The sequence below is a fragment of the Arthrobacter sp. 05T444 genome, assembly GCF_056395905.1.
The window spans coordinates 99,400-114,762 of the sequence record NZ_JBFTKK010000013.1 but is presented as its reverse complement, the minus strand read 5'-3'; the positions used below and the strand labels follow the sequence as shown (position 1 = coordinate 114,762).

General features: G+C 63.0%; 14 protein-coding genes and 1 pseudogene. 12 read left to right on the top strand and 3 right to left on the bottom strand.

Translation table 11 applies throughout. The annotated features are described in order from the left end of the window. Nucleotides 1–9 precede the first annotated feature (9 nt). The 4 genes and pseudogenes from AC1DD3_RS13925 to AC1DD3_RS13910 form a co-directional block, all read left to right on the top strand. A complete protein-coding gene (locus AC1DD3_RS13925) occupies nt 10–1,248 on the top strand; it encodes an NAD(P)/FAD-dependent oxidoreductase (RefSeq protein WP_476881929.1) in 1,239 nt (412 codons plus the stop codon). A gap of 93 nt (nt 1,249–1,341) precedes the next feature. Beyond that, complete coding sequence (locus AC1DD3_RS13920; protein WP_476881928.1) at nt 1,342–2,727, top strand: MFS transporter; 1,386 nt, start codon at nt 1,342–1,344, stop codon at nt 2,725–2,727. Nucleotides 2,728–2,836: 109 nt separating this feature from the next. After that, complete coding sequence (locus tag AC1DD3_RS13915) at nt 2,837–3,940, top strand: S-(hydroxymethyl)mycothiol dehydrogenase (RefSeq protein ID WP_476881927.1); 1,104 nt, start codon at nt 2,837–2,839, stop codon at nt 3,938–3,940. Then, nucleotides 3,940–4,089 (top strand): annotated as a pseudogene (locus tag AC1DD3_RS13910) (MBL fold metallo-hydrolase); the annotation flags it as partial. The gene AC1DD3_RS13915 and the pseudogene AC1DD3_RS13910, both read left to right, overlap by 1 nt. 203 nt (nt 4,090–4,292) lie before the next feature. On the opposite strand, the gene AC1DD3_RS13905 reads toward AC1DD3_RS13910, so the two are convergent. Beyond that, nucleotides 4,293–5,069, bottom strand: a complete 777-nt coding sequence (locus AC1DD3_RS13905) for an SDR family NAD(P)-dependent oxidoreductase (protein ID WP_476881944.1) — start codon at nt 5,067–5,069, stop codon at nt 4,293–4,295. 214 nt (nt 5,070–5,283) lie between these two features. Here AC1DD3_RS13905 and AC1DD3_RS13900 point away from each other — a divergent pair, with 214 nt between their 5' ends. Further along, nucleotides 5,284–6,900 carry an FAD-binding oxidoreductase gene (locus tag AC1DD3_RS13900; protein WP_476881926.1) on the top strand — a complete coding sequence of 539 codons (1,617 nt, stop codon included), beginning with the start codon at nt 5,284–5,286 and terminating at the stop codon, nt 6,898–6,900. A gap of 29 nt (nt 6,901–6,929) precedes the next feature. On the opposite strand, the gene AC1DD3_RS13895 is transcribed toward AC1DD3_RS13900, so the two are convergent. After that, nucleotides 6,930–7,916: a helix-turn-helix domain-containing protein gene (locus tag AC1DD3_RS13895; protein ID WP_476881925.1), complete on the bottom strand. Its 987-nt coding sequence runs from the start codon at nt 7,914–7,916 to the stop codon at nt 6,930–6,932. Nucleotides 7,917–8,194: 278 nt separating this feature from the next. Between AC1DD3_RS13895 and AC1DD3_RS13890 the strand changes: the two genes are divergently transcribed. From AC1DD3_RS13890 to AC1DD3_RS13875, 4 genes are all read left to right on the top strand, one after another. Further along, complete coding sequence (locus tag AC1DD3_RS13890) at nt 8,195–8,725, top strand: TetR/AcrR family transcriptional regulator (RefSeq protein ID WP_476881924.1); 531 nt, start codon at nt 8,195–8,197, stop codon at nt 8,723–8,725. A 107-nt stretch (nt 8,726–8,832) separates the two neighbouring features. Next, nucleotides 8,833–9,264 (top strand): nuclear transport factor 2 family protein, encoded by a 432-nt coding sequence (locus tag AC1DD3_RS13885; protein ID WP_476881923.1) that lies wholly within the window; start codon nt 8,833–8,835, stop codon nt 9,262–9,264. 233 nt (nt 9,265–9,497) lie between these two features. Next, complete coding sequence (locus tag AC1DD3_RS13880) at nt 9,498–10,718, top strand: acetyl-CoA C-acyltransferase (protein WP_476881922.1); 1,221 nt, start codon at nt 9,498–9,500, stop codon at nt 10,716–10,718. After that, on the top strand, nt 10,715–11,128 hold the full coding sequence (locus tag AC1DD3_RS13875; protein ID WP_476881921.1) for a hotdog fold thioesterase: 414 nt from the start codon (nt 10,715–10,717) through the stop codon (nt 11,126–11,128). The genes AC1DD3_RS13880 and AC1DD3_RS13875 overlap by 4 nt, the downstream gene beginning before the upstream one ends. Before the next feature lie 137 nt (nt 11,129–11,265). Here the strand turns inward: AC1DD3_RS13875 and AC1DD3_RS13870 are convergent, their stop codons facing one another. Then, a complete protein-coding gene (locus AC1DD3_RS13870; protein ID WP_476881920.1) occupies nt 11,266–12,585 on the bottom strand; it encodes an NADH:flavin oxidoreductase in 1,320 nt (439 codons plus the stop codon). 338 nt (nt 12,586–12,923) lie between these two features. On the opposite strand from AC1DD3_RS13870, the gene AC1DD3_RS13865 reads away from it, so the two are divergent. Genes AC1DD3_RS13865 through AC1DD3_RS13855 form a run of 3 tightly spaced genes read left to right on the top strand, consistent with a single transcriptional unit; the run spans nt 12,924 to nt 15,359 of the window. Beyond that, nucleotides 12,924–13,796 carry an ABC transporter substrate-binding protein gene (locus AC1DD3_RS13865; RefSeq protein ID WP_476881919.1) on the top strand — a complete coding sequence of 291 codons (873 nt, stop codon included), beginning with the start codon at nt 12,924–12,926 and terminating at the stop codon, nt 13,794–13,796. 58 nt (nt 13,797–13,854) lie between these two features. After that, nucleotides 13,855–14,601, top strand: a complete 747-nt coding sequence (locus tag AC1DD3_RS13860) for an ABC transporter permease (protein ID WP_476881918.1) — start codon at nt 13,855–13,857, stop codon at nt 14,599–14,601. Then, entirely contained in the window at nt 14,598–15,359 is a 762-nt protein-coding gene (locus AC1DD3_RS13855; protein ID WP_476881917.1) for an ABC transporter permease, read from the top strand. Before AC1DD3_RS13860 ends, AC1DD3_RS13855 begins: the two co-directional genes overlap by 4 nt. Nucleotides 15,360–15,363: the final 4 nt, after the last annotated feature.

The window sequence follows — 15,363 nt, the reverse complement described above, 5'->3', positions numbered from 1 at the left end:
GACCGGGACATGAGCGTTGTCATCATTGGTGGCGGACAGGCCGGCCTGCAGGTCGCCGATACGTTGCGGACCGAGGGCTACGACGGGTCGATCGACGTGATCGCCGAGGAACCGGGGCTGCCCTACCAGCGCCCGCCGCTATCCAAGGACTACCTGGCACCGGGCGCGGAAGCGGCTCCTTTGTCGCTCCGCGGCGCATCTTTCTTCACGGACAAGGACGTCACACTCCACGACGGCGTCCAGGCAGTCGCGGTCGACCGGGCCGAACGCACGGTGAAGCTCACCGAAGGTTCGCTCCACTATGACCACCTCGTCTTCGCAACCGGTGCCCGAAACAGGGTGCTGAACTGCCCGGGCGTATCCCTGCCTCGCATCCATGGGCTGAAGACGCTAATGGATGCAGAGGCGCTGCACGCGGCGCTGCCCACCGCCCGCAACATCGTCATCATCGGTGCCGGATTCATCGGACTGGAATTCGCCGCTGCCGCCCTGGCACACGGATGCAACGTGACCGTCCTGGAATTCGCGCCACGCCCGATGGGACGGGCACTGACACCGGCCATGAGTGAATGGTTCGCAGCCACCCACCGCTCACAAGGTGTCAACCTGCGCTTGAACGAAGGCATTGACCGCTTCGAGCCCGGCGCAGATGGCCGCGTCGGAGCTGCAATTTCCACCACTGGGGCTGCATATCCCGCGGATCTCGTCCTCGTCGGCATCGGCGTGCAGCCCAACGACACGTTGGCGTCCGAAGCCGGCCTCGAAACCAGCAACGGCATTGTCGTCGATGAAACTCTTCGCACAGCAGACCCAGCCGTTCTGGCAATCGGGGACTGCGCCAGTTTCCCCAGCGCACATGCCCAGGCCCGTCTGCGTCTGGAGTCGGTCCAGAATGCCACCGATCAGGCTCGGCATGCCGCACGGACCATCCTCGGAGCCGGCAACCCCTACACGGAACTGCCGTGGTTCTGGTCTACACAGGGCCCATACAGGCTGCAGATGGCAGGGCTCGCGCGGCCCGATGATGACATGTTGATCCTGGGGGAGCAGGGGGCAGCAAAGTTCTCCGTCCTTTGCTTCAGGGACGGCGTCCTTGCGGCTGTGGAATCGGTCAACAAGGCCGCGGACCATATGGCGGCCCGCAAATTACTCGCCGCCGGCGCGGGCATCACCCGCACCCAGGCAGAAGCCGAGGGGTTCACTCTGAAGGCTGCCGCCAGCACTCCGGTCGTCCCGGTCCCCGCCTGACGGGCGCAGCTGACTCAACTCCAACAAGTCTGCACCACAGTTCAATCCCCAGGTTTCCCCTGGAGGTACACCGCTCACACCAACTGGAGAACCATGAGCACGTCCACCCACAGTTCGATGGCGAACCAACGTCGTGTCGCCTTCGCTACCGTCATCGGAACCACCGTTGAATGGTACGACTTCTTCATTTATGCCACGGCCGCCGGCCTGGTGTTCGCGAAGCTCTTCTTCGAACCAGCTGGCGAATCCATTGGTCTGATGTTGTCCTTTGCCTCTGTCGGCATCAGCTTCCTCTTCCGGCCCCTCGGCGCCTTCCTGGCCGGCCACTACGGCGACAAGATCGGCCGCCGCGCCATGCTCGTGATGACCCTGGTGCTAATGGGCGCGGCAACCACGTTGATCGGCTTCCTGCCCACCTACGCGACCGCCGGCGTGATCGCCCCGATCATGCTCCTGCTGCTGAGGATCCTGCAAGGCATCTCCGCCGGCGGGGAATGGGGCGGAGCCGTCCTGATGGCAGTTGAGCACGCCCCCAGCGACCGCCGCGGACGGGCAGGAGCCTTCCCTCAGCTGGGCGTCCCGCTGGGGCTGCTGTTGGCCACCGGCGTCACAGCGCTCATGACCGGTGTAATCTCCCCGGGGGCAGCCTTCCTCGAATGGGGATGGCGCGTGCCCTTCCTGCTCAGCATCGTTCTCATCGTAGTCGGCTACTTCGTACGCCGCGCTGTAGATGAGTCGCCCGTCTTCCAGGAAATCGCTGCCGCCAAAAAGCAGTCCAGGATACCGATCGTGGAACTGTTCCGCCGTCACGGACTGCTCGTGATCATCGCTGCCCTGATCTTCGCAGGCAACAACGCCGCAGGCTACATGGCAACCGGCGGTTTCATCCCAAGCTATGCGTCCGGCCCCGCTGTCGGTCACGAACGTACCGACGTGCTCCTCGCCGTCACTTACGGTGCAGCCGTCTGGCTTGCCTTCACCTACCTCGCCGGCTACCTCTCGGACAGGATTGGCCGCAAGAACACCTACTTCATAGGCTTAGGCGCCCAACTGCTGGCCTGCTTCCCGCTCTTCTGGATGATCAACACGGGGTCCCTGCCGATGCTCTACCTGGCGATGACCATTTTCACCGTGGGTCTGGGCTTGGCGTACGGCCCGCAGGCCGCCCTGTACTCGGAAATGTTCCCCGCCTCGGTGCGCTTCTCCGGCGTCTCCATCTCCTACGCCCTGGGTGCCATCCTCGGCGGCGCCTTTGCCCCCACCATCGCCACAGCGCTCGTGCAGGCCACGGGTGGAACAGACGCCGTTTCCCTGTATCTCGTGGGTATGACGCTTGTCTCCCTTGTGGCCGTCGCACTGGTGCGGGACCGCTCCGGCATCGACCTTTCCATTCGGAATCAGGCCGAACAAGAAGTCGGAGCGCTAGTTTTTCACCGGCGCACCGCGGATCTCTTGAATGAGCCCGTTCGCACCAACTGATCGACGGCCCCAACCGGCGGAAGCTAGCGATCGAAGCCGGCAATAATGACCCACAATTCACGCACTACAAAGGTCTGCGACAGAGCGGCCGAGACAAGGACAGCAATTAATGGCACACCGGGTTAGGGCAGTTATTGCCAGGGAAAAGAACGCACCTGTGTCTGTGGAAACCATCCTAGTTCCGGACCCGGGTCCGGGAGAGGCGCTGGTGGACATCCTCACGTGCGGGGTCTGCCATACCGACCTGCACTACAGGCAGGGAGGAATCACCGACAATTTCCCCATTCTGCTGGGCCACGAGGCCACAGGTGTGGTCAGCGCGGTGGGACCGGATGTTATGCAGGTGGCGCCGGGTGACCGGGTGATCCTGAACTGGCGCGCCGTGTGCGGTGAGTGCCGTGCGTGCGCGAAGGGCCAGCCACAGTACTGCTTCAAAACGCATAACGCGACGCAGAAGATGACGCTCGAGGACGGAACGGAACTCTCTCCCGCGCTGGGCATCGGCGCGTTCGCGGAGAAGACACTCGTCGCCGCCGGGCAGTGCACCAAGATTGACGACGACGCCGATGCCGCCGCTGTCGGGCTGCTCGGCTGCGGTGTGATGGCCGGCATCGGTGCCGCGATCAACACCGGCGAGGTCAAACGCGGCGAGTCCGTGGCCGTGATCGGTTGCGGCGGGGTGGGTATCGCCGCGATCGCCGGGGCAAAGCTCGCCGGCGCCACCACCATCATCGCGGTGGACATCGACGCGAAGAAGGTGGAGATGGCCAAGTCCCTGGGCGCCACCCACGGCGTGGATTCCAGCCGGGAAGACCCCATCGAGGCGATCCGTGCCCTCACGGACGGCAACGGCGCGGACGTGGTGATTGACGCCGTCGGACGCCCTGAAACGTACAAGCAGGCGTTCTACGCCCGCGACCTCGCCGGGCGTGTGGTGCTGGTGGGTGTCCCGACGCCGGAGATGACCCTTGAGCTGCCGCTGCTGGACGTCTTCGGCCGGGGCGGGTCGCTGAAGTCCTCCTGGTACGGAGACTGCCTGCCCTCCCGCGATTTCCCCATGCTCGTGTCCCATTACAAACAGGGCAACCTGGACCTGGACGCCTTCGTCACCGAACGCATCACTATCGACCAGGTGGAGGAAGCCTTCGAGAAGATGCACGAGGGCAAGGTCCTGCGCTCGGTCGTGGAAATCCAGTCAGGGGCGGGTTCCTGATGGGCGTCACTATTGAAAACCTGGTCACCTCGGGCACTTTTTCGCTCGACGGCGGCACCTGGGACGTGGACAACAACGGCTGGATCATCGGCAATGACGATGAGTGCGTGATCATCGACTCACCGCACGACGCCGCAGCGATCATCAACCCGAGGCCCCGGTCAGGCTTCAATTTGCGCCGTAGCCCCGGCATGATTTGGGCGCAGGGGACTCCTGACATGCCTGCAGACGACTACTGAAACTGACATAGCTTGTCAGGTTCCAGTACATCTCACGCTGACGGAAGAATATATCGTGCAGGGGGTGCGGGGACCGCGCAATTTAGCGGGGTGAATATTAATAAACTGCGGACCTACATCATTGCGCTGGCTCCACCGTCCACCACCAAGTGCGATCCCGTGACCCATTTCGACTCGTCGGAAGCAAGGTAAAGGCCTGCATACGCGACGGCGATAGGGTCCCCTGGCTTCCCGTCTATCGTGCGCTCGACGATCGGGGCTACCGGAGCGTTCGCGCCAAACTCCTCGAACATCGCAAGTACCGGCGGGGTTGCCATGACACCAGGACTGACGCAGTTGACGCGGACGCCGACGGCGACACCCTCGGCGGCGAGCTGGCGAGTGAGGGCGATGACGGCGCCTTTGGCGGCAGCATGTGCGGCCTGCGGCAGGGCCCGGGCACCTAGGATCCCTGCGCCCGAACCGATGTTCACGATCGCACCGCCGACGGCGGCCAGGTGCGTCCAAGCGCTTTGGCACGCGTGCCACACCAGGTCCAGTTCGTTCTGGATGGTAAACCGGTAATCCGCGCCGCTCATCTGGGCGAACGGCGCGAATTTCGGCATGCTGGCGTTATTGTAGAGCACGTCGATGCGACCGTGGCGTTCCATAGCGCTCCTAACCCAGCGATCGATGTTCTCCCGGTTGCCCAAGTCCATCGGAGCGCTTGATTCGATTGCGCCTCCGTCGGCTTCCACCAAACGGACAGTCTCCGCAGATCTGTCGGCGTCTAGGTCGCAACCGACGACTGTGGCGCCTTCGCGTGCGAACAGCCGGGCGGTGACCCGGCCCATTCCGCCCCCGATGCCTGTCAAGAGGACGACTTTTCCTTCCAGACGACCACCAGCCATGGTTTCTTCTCCGTTCATCTCGTCATATGTATTGGGGCCTATGCAACCACAGCGAGGAGGACGCCGTGGCCCGGAGGGGTGGGATGGTGCAGTCCGTGCACAGTTCTGTGCGCGGACTGCACCATGGGCCCGCAACCGCCCTATTCGGGTGCGGGATCACGCAGGATGAAAAGCACGTGTTACGCACGACACACCGCATCAAAGGAGATGATGAATGATGAGTATCACCCCCGAAACGTCGACTCGCCCGCTCCCGCCCGGAGTCACCGAGCTTGACCTCGAAAAGGCACTCGTGGCGTTCGCCGCCGCGATCGGCGAAGACAAGGTCGAGAGCGATGCCGATTCTCTGCAGGACTTCCAGGATCCCTTCCAGGTTCCCGGCTCCGCGACGAATCTCCCGTCAGCTGTCGTCAGCCCAATGAGTACTGAGGACGTCCAGGCGATCGTTCGGATCGCCAACGAGTATCGCATTCCGTTGTGGCCCATCAGCCGCGGCAAGAACAATGGTTATGGGGGAGCTGCGCCTCAGGTGCGCGGCTCCGTGATGCTCTCGTTCCGGAACATGAACCGCGTCCTGGAGATCAACGAGGAGCTCGGCTACGCGATCGTGGAGCCGGGCGTGAGCTGGTACGACCTGCACGATGCGATCAAGGCCGGCGGGCACAACCTCGTGGCTTCCATCGTGGATATCGGCTGGGGAGGCGTCGTTTCGAACACGCTCGAGCACGGGCTCACCTACATGCCGTACTCGATCGACCAGGCCTCGCACTGCGGCTTTGAGGTCGTACTCCCGAACGGGGACCTCATGCGCACCGGCTCGGGCGCCATGGACAACAACCCGACCTGGCCGTTGTACAAGCGGGGCATCGGGCCGACCTCAACCGAGATGTTCATGCAGTCGAACTACGGCATCGTCACGAAGATGGGCTACTGGCTCATGCCGAAGCCCGAGGTTTACATGCCGCTGTGGCTGCGCGTCTGGGATGAGGCGCAGATGCCCGCTGTGGTCGATGCGCTGCGCGAGCTTATGCTGTCCGGCACCATCGACATGCGCCCGCAGCTGTCGAACACGCTGTGCATGGCCTCGATGCTCACCACCCGCGCTGAGTGGTACGCCGGTGAGGGCCCGATGCCGGAGGAGATCATCGATAAGATCGCCAAGGAGATGGGTTTGGGGCGCTGGATGATGCGTTTTGCGCTCTACGGTGACGAAGCGGTGGTCGACCACAACTTCGCCAAGCTTCAGGCGCGCTTCCTGCAGATCCCGAGTGTCGACCTCGTGGGCCAGAAGCACGGGGCCGACGCGTGGGAGACACTGCCCAACCCGCACGAGCGCGTTCAGATCGGGGTGCCGAGCCAGGATCTCTACAAGATGGCAGGCTGGTCAGGCGGCGAGGAGGGCGGCCACGTCGACTTCTCGCCGGTCATCCCGCTTACCTCCCAGCACGCGATCGCCGCGCAGAAGCTGATGGCCGAGATGTGCGCCGAGGTGGGCCTTGATTTCCTCGGCGGCATGCTCCCGATCAACGCGCGTGCAACCACCTTCATCAACGTGATCCCCTTCGACACGAAGAACCCGGAGCAGGTAGCAAAGGCGTACGCCCTGGCCAAGCGCATGGTCGCAGAGGCGGGCAAGCGCGGATACGGCGAATACAGGGCGCATCTGTCCTTCATGGACCTCGCAGCCGATCAATTCGGCTTCAACGACCACGCGTTGCGGCGCTTCAACGAGACGATCAAGGACACGCTCGATCCCAACGGGATTATCGCTCCGGGTAAGTCAGGGATCTGGGGCACCCGCCTGCGTGAGGCCGGCTTCCCGCAAACCTGACCGCGCATCCTTAGGAAACCCCCGCCCTACTATGAGGGCGGGGGGTTCCCCGCCGCCTCCGGCAGCTGCCTGGCATCGCGCGGAGCGTAACCGTGCACCTCGCGAAAAGCCCTGCTGAAGCTGGCCGGATGGCGGTATCCCCACCTCGTCGCGACAGACGCGATTGTCGTTTCCGGAGACCGGCGCAACTCGACCACAGCCCCTTCAAGCCGCCGTTCGCGGATCCAGGACGACACCCCGGTGCCGGAGGATGCGAAGATCTTGTGCACGTAGCGGGTGGACACGAAATGGGCCTGTGCGATCAGCTCGGGCCCGAGTTCCGGATCGTGCAGGTGGTCCATCGCATACCGCTGCATCCGTGCGAGCAGTGCCTCGGAGCGGGAGCGCGGATCAGAAATCTGCGGCTCCAAAATGTCCTGGGCGCCGTACATGCCTCGAAGTAGGGGCAAAAGCATTTCTGCCGCGGAATCCCCGTCAGGGCCCGAGAGCCCGCCGCCGCTCGTGGTGGTTCGGGCGAGCTGGGCGAGGAACGGCGTTGCCGGCCCGGCGAGTCGTCCGTGGCCCGAATCCACCCTCGTAGCAGACTGCCGGATAATGCTCTCGGACTGCGCCCCGATGAACCATTTGGGAATGCTGAAGACGATCACCTCGAAACCCTCGCGGCTCTCAAAGGTGGAAGGCCGCGACGTATCCTGGCACGCAATGTCGCCGGGGCGTAGGGCGCAGCTGCGATCGTCCTGCTCGATATGGATCAAGCCCTGCGTCAGCACATACAGCAAGACGCATTCCGGGTCTGCAGTGGCGATCATCCGTGGCGTCCGGGCTACCCGGTGCGCAAGTCCTTGGATGGACTGGACCCGGACCGGTCCCAGCTGGCCACCGGCCAGGCGGGCCTCGAAGGAGGACGCCCCGACCGATTCGACCTGCATGGGGAAGAAACGTTCGGCGATCCCCGCCGACCAGTAGTCCCGGCGCTCGGCCGGGGGCACCGACCGGGTGTCCAGTACCGACGTCATGGGCCACCTTCCAAATATTCGATCCGTTCCGTACCGAGTGTAAGGTGCGTCACATCGCTATGCAAAGATGCCCCAGCATCCCGTCGGTGGGCTGCGTACAACCGGCGGAAGCTGGGTGGTTACTCCGCGGGCCCACCACCGGAAACGGCCCCTTACGCCCGGATCGATGAATCGTCCAGAAGTGATCGCATACGTTTCGTATTGGATGATCCGGCACGTATTGTTGACGCATGGCAATTAGAAGCGAAGAGAGTCGTCGGGCCGTTTTGGAAGCAACCATGAAGTTGCTCGAAGACTCGGGGCCCGAGGGGCTTACCGTTCAAAAGCTCTCCATTGAGCGTATTGCCCGCGAAGCAGGCGTCAGCAAGACCACCATCTATAGGTGGTGGTCGAGCAAGGTTGCTGTGGTCATCGATACATTCCTGGACAACCACGTCGCGCGTACCCCCGTGCGGGAGGACGTGCCCGCGATCGACGCGCTCCGTGAGCACATGGCCTCCCTTGCGGACGTCTACGCAGGCAATGAGGGCCGACTCGTGGCGCAACTCATCGGAGAGTGCCAGCAGGACGAAACAACGATGGCTGAGTTCAAGAAGCATTTCTGGTCCCCCCGCGCGCTGGTTGTTGAATCCCTGGTTGAGCGGGCCATCAGCGAGGGGTCAATGCGCAAGGATCTCGACGCCCGAGTCGTCACGGAGATGCTGTATGCCCCCATCTACTTCCGTCTACTGTTCCAATCGGGCACCCTCGACGCCAAGGCCACCGATACCATCATGCAGACGGCGCTTGAGGGGCTTGCGGCCGGGTAGCGACCGATGGGGATTCGGGCCCGTCGATAGGTCCTGTCATTGCGGCGTTCAATACTAAACGTTTAGTATCGATTGACGATACGACGAACTAGTGGAAGGTGTCCCGCATGAGCATCACACCGGAAGAACTCCTGGACCGTGCACAGATTACCGATCTTCTCTCCGAATACGCGTCCTGCCTGGACGAACGCCGTTTCGATGACCTGCCTCACATCTTCACCGATACCGGGTCGATAGACTTTCCCGGCGGTGCGATTCGCGGAGCCACTCAATTGCGAACCCGCACCGCCGCAGACCTTGGGCGCTACCTCCTGACTCAGCACGTCGTGTCGAATCAGCTTGTCAGCGTGGACGGCGAGCGTGCCACGTTGCGGGCCAATGCGATCGGAACCCACGTTATAGGGCTAGGGCATCCGTCCCGTATTGCGGTTGCGGGGGGTAGGTACTTTTGCGACCTGGTCCGGACGCCGAGTGGATGGCGTTTTCAATCCATCGCTCCGCAGTATCTGTGGTTTGCAGGGGAGCCTTTACAGCATTAGGTCTGTCGCCATCTTCGATGCTCCCCTCACGACTTAGTCGCGCGGGAAATGTCTGATGGAAAGGCCGAATCCTGTACAATACGATACGGTCCGTATATGATGGGTTGGACGTCCGTTTCGATACCCTGATGTGCCCACACGGCACTTTGGCCATCCCGTTCCGGCGCCGTTCCCTTCCCGGCCCGTGGAGCAAGTCCGCCGACAGGCGATCCACAATGAAAGGACACATCATCGTGAGTACCGCCATCGCGCCCAATGACGCGGTCATCGTCTCCTACCGCCGGACCCCGATCGGACGCGCCCGCAAGGGCTCGCTGGCCGGCATGCGTCCCGAGGATCTTGCCGTGGCCGCAATCCGCGGAGCGCTCTCAGACCTCGGACACATCGACTTGCTGGGGTTTTCCGACGCCTACGTGGGTTGCGCGGTGCCGCAGGGTGCGCAGGGCGACAACATCGGGCGCCGGGCCATGGTGCTCGCCGGGATGGACAACGTACCGGCGGTGACCGTCAACCGCTTCTGCGCCTCCTCGCTGCAGGCCACCGCGATGGCGGCCCAAGCCGTGAAGGCCGGCGACGGGGAAGCGTTTTTGGTCGCGGGCGTCGAATCGACGAGTTCGACACCGCCCGTGGTGGAGTCCCCGCACCCCGCTTTTGCGGACGCGGCACGGCGTGCCGACGAGCTCTTCGAATCTGATCAGCCATGGGAGGACCCCCGGGATCATGGGCAGCTGCCCGACGTCTACGTGTCCATGGGCAAAACCGCCGAGTTCGTTTCGCGCCAAACCGGCACCACGCGCCGCGACCAGGACGAATGGGCCTTGGAATCCCAGCTCCGGGCGGAGCGGGCCTTGGAGTCCGGGTACTTCGCCCGCGAGATCGTCCAGGTAACCACGGCTGAAGGCGCCGTCGTGGGCACGGATGACGGCCCGCGCCCGGGCACCACCTTGGAGGCCCTCTCCGGCCTTAAGCCCGTGTTTCACGAATTTGGAACAGTCACAGCAGGAAACGCCAGCCCGCTTAACGACGGTGCCTCTGCCTTGGTGGTCATGAGTGCACAGCGCGCCAACGAGCTGGGGCTGAAGCCGCTGGCCCGCATCCTGGGCAGTGCCGCAAGCGGCCTGTCGCCGGAAATCATGGGACTGGGTCCTGTGGACTCGACCCGCCGCCTGCTTGAGCGCCTCGGACTGACGATCGGGGACATTGACATTATTGAGCTGAACGAGGCTTTCGCCGCGCAGGTGGTTCCCGTCGTGCGGAAGCTTGGGGCCGATCCGGACCGGGTCAACCCGTTTGGCGGGGCGATCGCCCTGGGCCACCCCTTCGGTGCCACTGGCGTACGGCTGGTCGGCACACTGGTCAATGGACTGCAGACAAGGGACGGATCGCTCGGCCTCGCCACACTCTGCGTGGGCGGCGGCCAGGGCATGGCGATGGTCGTAGAGAGGCTCTCGTGAAACAGTCAACGCTTATCGCCGACCCGGCCCGCTCGATGCTGGCCGCCGACCGGGCCCTGGAGGGCCTCGGTATTCAGGTGCTGAGTGCCAGCGAGGGGCGTGCGACGGCGGTCCTGACGGTCACTCCCGAAATGGCCAACGGGCACGGGATTGCCCATGGCGGCCTTGTCTTCGCCCTGGCAGACACCGCGTTCGCCATGGCCGCCAACACTTTCGGCGCCGGAATAGCGACCGCCGAGGCTTCGATCTCATACATTTCTCCGGCTCACATCGCCGACGAACTGGTTGCCTCCGCGGAAGTGAGCTTCCACGAGGGCCGCCGAATGATTGTGGATGTCATGGTACGTGCGGGGGAGCGGACAGTGGCCATTTACCGCGGAACAGGACGCGCCCTGCGACCGGTGGAGTGAGTTTCTAGAGAAGCCCCATATATAGGTCAAAATGCGTGTGCGCCCGGACTCCAAGGTGGAGTCCGGGCGCACACGCGTTAGTGTCAAGATTTCCGCGCCGGACCCTGTGAAGGATGAAAGTCCGGCGCGGCCATAGGTCAGTTCTTCGAGCCCTTCTGGCCGGCGGTGGCCAGCTTATCGGCGATGCCCATAAGGACCGGGGAACCGGTCGCGGCGATTAGCAGGCTCTCCACCGGACGCTTGAGCATGATAGATAAGGGTTCCTTTGCCCCAGCGAGAACCGCTTCGCGCCCCATGGCCGGGTTCTTGTGGCAGCGTACGGGCACGTTGAGGATCAAGCGGCGCAGGCACGAGTTTTCGTGGTCGCACCATGTGATCTCGTTCTGTCGCCCTTGGAGCACCTTGTTGGGGAAATCCGGGTCGGCCAGCAGTTGCCGGGCCAGCATGATTCCGTCAGCGAATCCGGCGGTGATGGCATCTGCGCTTTGTCGCGGGTTGTAGGTGCTACTCAGGAGCAGGGGGACGTTGGGCATGGCGGCCCGGAAGGCCTGCGGCTCTCCGTGCTCGATGATTGCACCTGATTCGGACGTGACATTGTTGTCCATCGACTCGTAGTTTGCATCACTGAGGGCAATGTAGCCGAGACCTTCCTTTTCGATGATCGAGGCCACCTCCGCGAACCCTTCGGGGCCCTGGCCATCGGGGAGGTGGTCGTTGGTGCTCATCCTCAGGCCCACGGGATAATCGGCACCGACTTCGGCGCGGATCGCCCGAATCGTGTCGACAAGGATGCGGGCACGGTTTTCGGCGCTACCGCCGTATTCGTCGGTCCTCCAGTTAGTGCGCGGTGAGAGGAAGGACGAATAGAGGTAGCGCATGTGTGCCCCGAGCTCGACGCCGTCGAAGCCGGCGGCCTTGGCCCGGAGTACAGCGGCGACGGTGTCGTTTTGGACTTCGAGGATCTCGTCCTTGGTGATCTCCTCCGGAGTCGGGTTTGTGCGGCCGCCCGGGATGTAGAAGCCGTGCGGGAGGCGAGGTGCTGCCATCCGGACCGGCTTGGGGCTTGCAGCACGTGTTGACCTCCCCTCGGCCGGTACGCCCATGGCACCAAAGCTGGGGAAGATCTGGGCAAAGATCGGAACATCGTGTTCGTGTACGGCATCGACCATGCGCTTGAGTCCCGGAATGAAATCGTCACGGTCAAAACGCATCAACGGCTGGAACGGTGCTTCCTCATTCCCGCGCTCCGTGGCAACGGTGCCGCCGATAATCAGCAGCCCAGCGCCGCCGCGTGCACGAGTGGTCAGGAACTCGATTGTCTGGTCGCTGGGGTGGCCGTCCTTGGTGGGCTGCAGCACCGCCATGGGGCTGAGCACATAACGGTTCTTGATGGTCAGGCCGTCGATTTTCCAGGGGCTGGAAAGCACCTCGGCGACGGTAGCGGTCTCGGGGGACATTTTTCTCCTTGGTTATTAGTGGAACCAGGATGAAATTATTCATCCGAATATCACGTGCGAGTCGTTTCGTATCGTATCGTGTTGTCGCTCCTTTGCATATGGAGCGGTAAGAAATTTCAGGGGCGTGAGGCTCGGGGGCTGATTGACAGTATGGCGCGCGTCACCTACCGTTCAATACGAATCGGAGCGTTTCGAATATACCCATAGACAACTCAGGAGAGCCAATGTCCAGATTTTCCGCAACGCTGACAGCGATTGCCGCGCTTTCGGCCAGCACAATCCTCCTGGCCGGATGCTCGGCCACCGGGTCTGCGCCGAAGGAAACGGCGGCGGGCGCAGTGACGTTGGCCGTCGGCGTGACACCGATAGCCAATGCGGCCTCCGTCTACATTGCCGAACAGCAGGGATTCTTCAAGGACGAGGGTTTGAATGTCACGGCCACGACAATCCAGACCGCTTCTACGGCGATCCCCTCCTTGCTCAACAACCAACTCCAGATGGCACTAATGACGTCCGTCCCCATTGTGACGGCCGCATCAAAGGGGTTGCCGATCCGGGTCGTCTCGGGCAGTGATCGCTATCCCCACGACCCGAAGCATGATACGACCGCTCTCGTCGCCGCGCGAGGAAGCGGTGTTGGCTCCGTGAAAGACCTTTCCGGCAAGACTGTGGCTGTGGTCGGCCTCAAGTCGGCGCCCGAGCTGGCCCTGCGGGTTCTCCTGAAGAATGCCGGGGTCGATCCCGGCCAGGTGAAAGTCGTCGAAATCGCATACCCGGACATGGTTCCGGCGCTTCAATCCAACCGGGTGGACGCGGCGTTCATCGTCGATCCGTTCCTTTCCAAGGCACAGGCCGCGGACCTGCCGGTGATAGGACGGCCGTTCACTGAGGGCATCGGCGGGATGAGCGCACTGGAGTGGGTGGCCAGCGATGCATTCACTAAGTCCAACCCGGACGCCGTTCAGCGGTTCACTAAAGCGATGAAGCGTGCCGGTGAGTATGCAAACGAGCATCCCGAAGCCGTACGCGAGGTACTCCCGAAATTCACCTCGTTATCGCCGGAGGCCGTTCAGAATTCCGTGATTCCCACCTACGACACGAAGCTTGGCGTGGACGACCTCCAGGCGTTTGTCGACCTGATGACCAAGGAAGGATTCATCGATGACGGTTACGACCCCGCAAAACTCATCTGGACCACTGAGGGCAGTTGAAGCACCGATCAAGCCCCGCCCACCCGTTCCCAGGCTTCATCGGGTGGCAGTGAACCGGTTGTTCCAGTTTAGCGTCATCGTTCTGGTGCTCGGGGTGTGGCAGGCAGCCGCGACTGCCGGGCAGCTCGGCGTGGTGCCAACACCGCTGGTTGTCGCCGGCGCGGGGCTGGGCCTTGTCCTCGACGGGTCACTGTGGGGCCCCCTGACGGAGACCCTGGCCAGCTGGGTTATCAGCCTATTGTTGGCGGTGGTGATCGGCGTGATTGTGGGCTTCCCGCTCGGCCTGAGCCGCTTAGCCTACCAGCTGTCGGTGGTGACGCTGGACTTCCTGCGGACAATCCCAGCTTTGGTGTTCGTCCCCTTGGTTGTCCTGCTCTACGGCGCGGGACTGCAGAGCACGATACTGCTGGCTTTCTTTGGGGCCGTGTGGGCGATGGTCATGCAAACCATCTACGGTGCGCGCGACCTGGACCCCGTTGCCCGAGATACTTTCCGCTCCTACGGCGTCCGTCGCTGGGACACGGTGACCCGGCTACTCATCCCGACGGCCCTGCCCTATATCGCAACGGGGATCCGACTGGCTGCCGCGATCTGCCTGCTGATTTCGATCAGTGCGCAAATCGTCCTTCCCGCCGGCGGGATCGGGGAACAGATCGTGATCAACCAACTGGGTGGGGCGGTCCCCCAGATGTTCGCCTACATCGTGTTGTGCGGGGCCCTTGGCATGGCCATCGACGCAACATTCCGGTGGTTCGAACGCAGTATTCTCGCTTGGCACCCGTCGCACCGGAAGGTCGTCTCATGACGCGAAGGATTACCTCGCTCCTCGTACCGCTCCTGGTCCCTGCCTTGCTCATTGCGCTGTGGTGGGTGGCCAGCGCCCGGAGCACATCCATTTTCTTTCCTCCCCTTGCCAATATTTGGCACAGGTTCCAGGACCTGTGGCTGTTCGACCTCGTCGGTGAACACGTGGTGCCCAGCCTTAACTCGGTACTGGTCGGCCTCGGCATCTCCATCGTGATCGGGGTCGGCCTGGGCATCGTGCTCGGGCTGAACGATGCCATCGCAACGGCTGTTGGACCCATGCTGCAGTTCATGCGCTACCTGCCCGCGGTAGCGATGCTGCCGCTGGTCATCCAGCTGATGGGCATTGGCCCCGACATGCGGGTCGTGATTGTGGTCCTGGGTGCCCTGTGGCCGGTGTTGCTCAACACCATCGACGGCGTCCGGGGAGTGCACCCCGCGCTGGTCGACGTCGCCAAGTCCACGCGGCTCCTACCCGTCGACTGGGTATTCCGGGTAGTCGTCCCCAGCGCCGCGCCACAGATTTTCGCCGGCATCCGGGCCAGCCTGGCAGTATCCGTGATCCTGATGTTCGCCAGTGAACTGATGGGCGCATCACGGGGGATCGGATATTTCATTCTGCAAACCCAACGCCAGTTCTCGTTGCCCGAGATGTGGTCCGGCATGATCCTGCTCGGCATCATCGGCTATTTACTCAACGTCATCCTTATGCTCGTCGAGCGCTTCGCGCTCGACTGGCACCGCCAGGCACGAAACTGAAAGT

Bases quoted from the DNA above. Each gene is read 5' to 3' on its own strand.
- AC1DD3_RS13895 (WP_476881925.1), bottom strand. From the start codon at position 7,916: ATGACGTCGGTACTGGACACCCGGTCGGTGCCCCCGGCCGAGCGCCGG.
- AC1DD3_RS13900 (WP_476881926.1), top strand. From the start codon at position 5,284: ATGATGAGTATCACCCCCGAAACGTCGACTCGCCCGCTCCCGCCCGGA.
- AC1DD3_RS13915 (WP_476881927.1), top strand. From the start codon at position 2,837: ATGGCACACCGGGTTAGGGCAGTTATTGCCAGGGAAAAGAACGCACCT.
- AC1DD3_RS13905 (WP_476881944.1), bottom strand. From the start codon at position 5,069: ATGGCTGGTGGTCGTCTGGAAGGAAAAGTCGTCCTCTTGACAGGCATC.
- AC1DD3_RS13890 (WP_476881924.1), top strand. From the start codon at position 8,195: ATGAAGTTGCTCGAAGACTCGGGGCCCGAGGGGCTTACCGTTCAAAAG.
- AC1DD3_RS13885 (WP_476881923.1), top strand. From the start codon at position 8,833: ATGAGCATCACACCGGAAGAACTCCTGGACCGTGCACAGATTACCGAT.
- AC1DD3_RS13920 (WP_476881928.1), top strand. From the start codon at position 1,342: ATGAGCACGTCCACCCACAGTTCGATGGCGAACCAACGTCGTGTCGCC.
- AC1DD3_RS13855 (WP_476881917.1), top strand. From the start codon at position 14,598: ATGACGCGAAGGATTACCTCGCTCCTCGTACCGCTCCTGGTCCCTGCC.
- AC1DD3_RS13925 (WP_476881929.1), top strand. From the start codon at position 10: ATGAGCGTTGTCATCATTGGTGGCGGACAGGCCGGCCTGCAGGTCGCC.
- AC1DD3_RS13870 (WP_476881920.1), bottom strand. From the start codon at position 12,585: ATGTCCCCCGAGACCGCTACCGTCGCCGAGGTGCTTTCCAGCCCCTGG.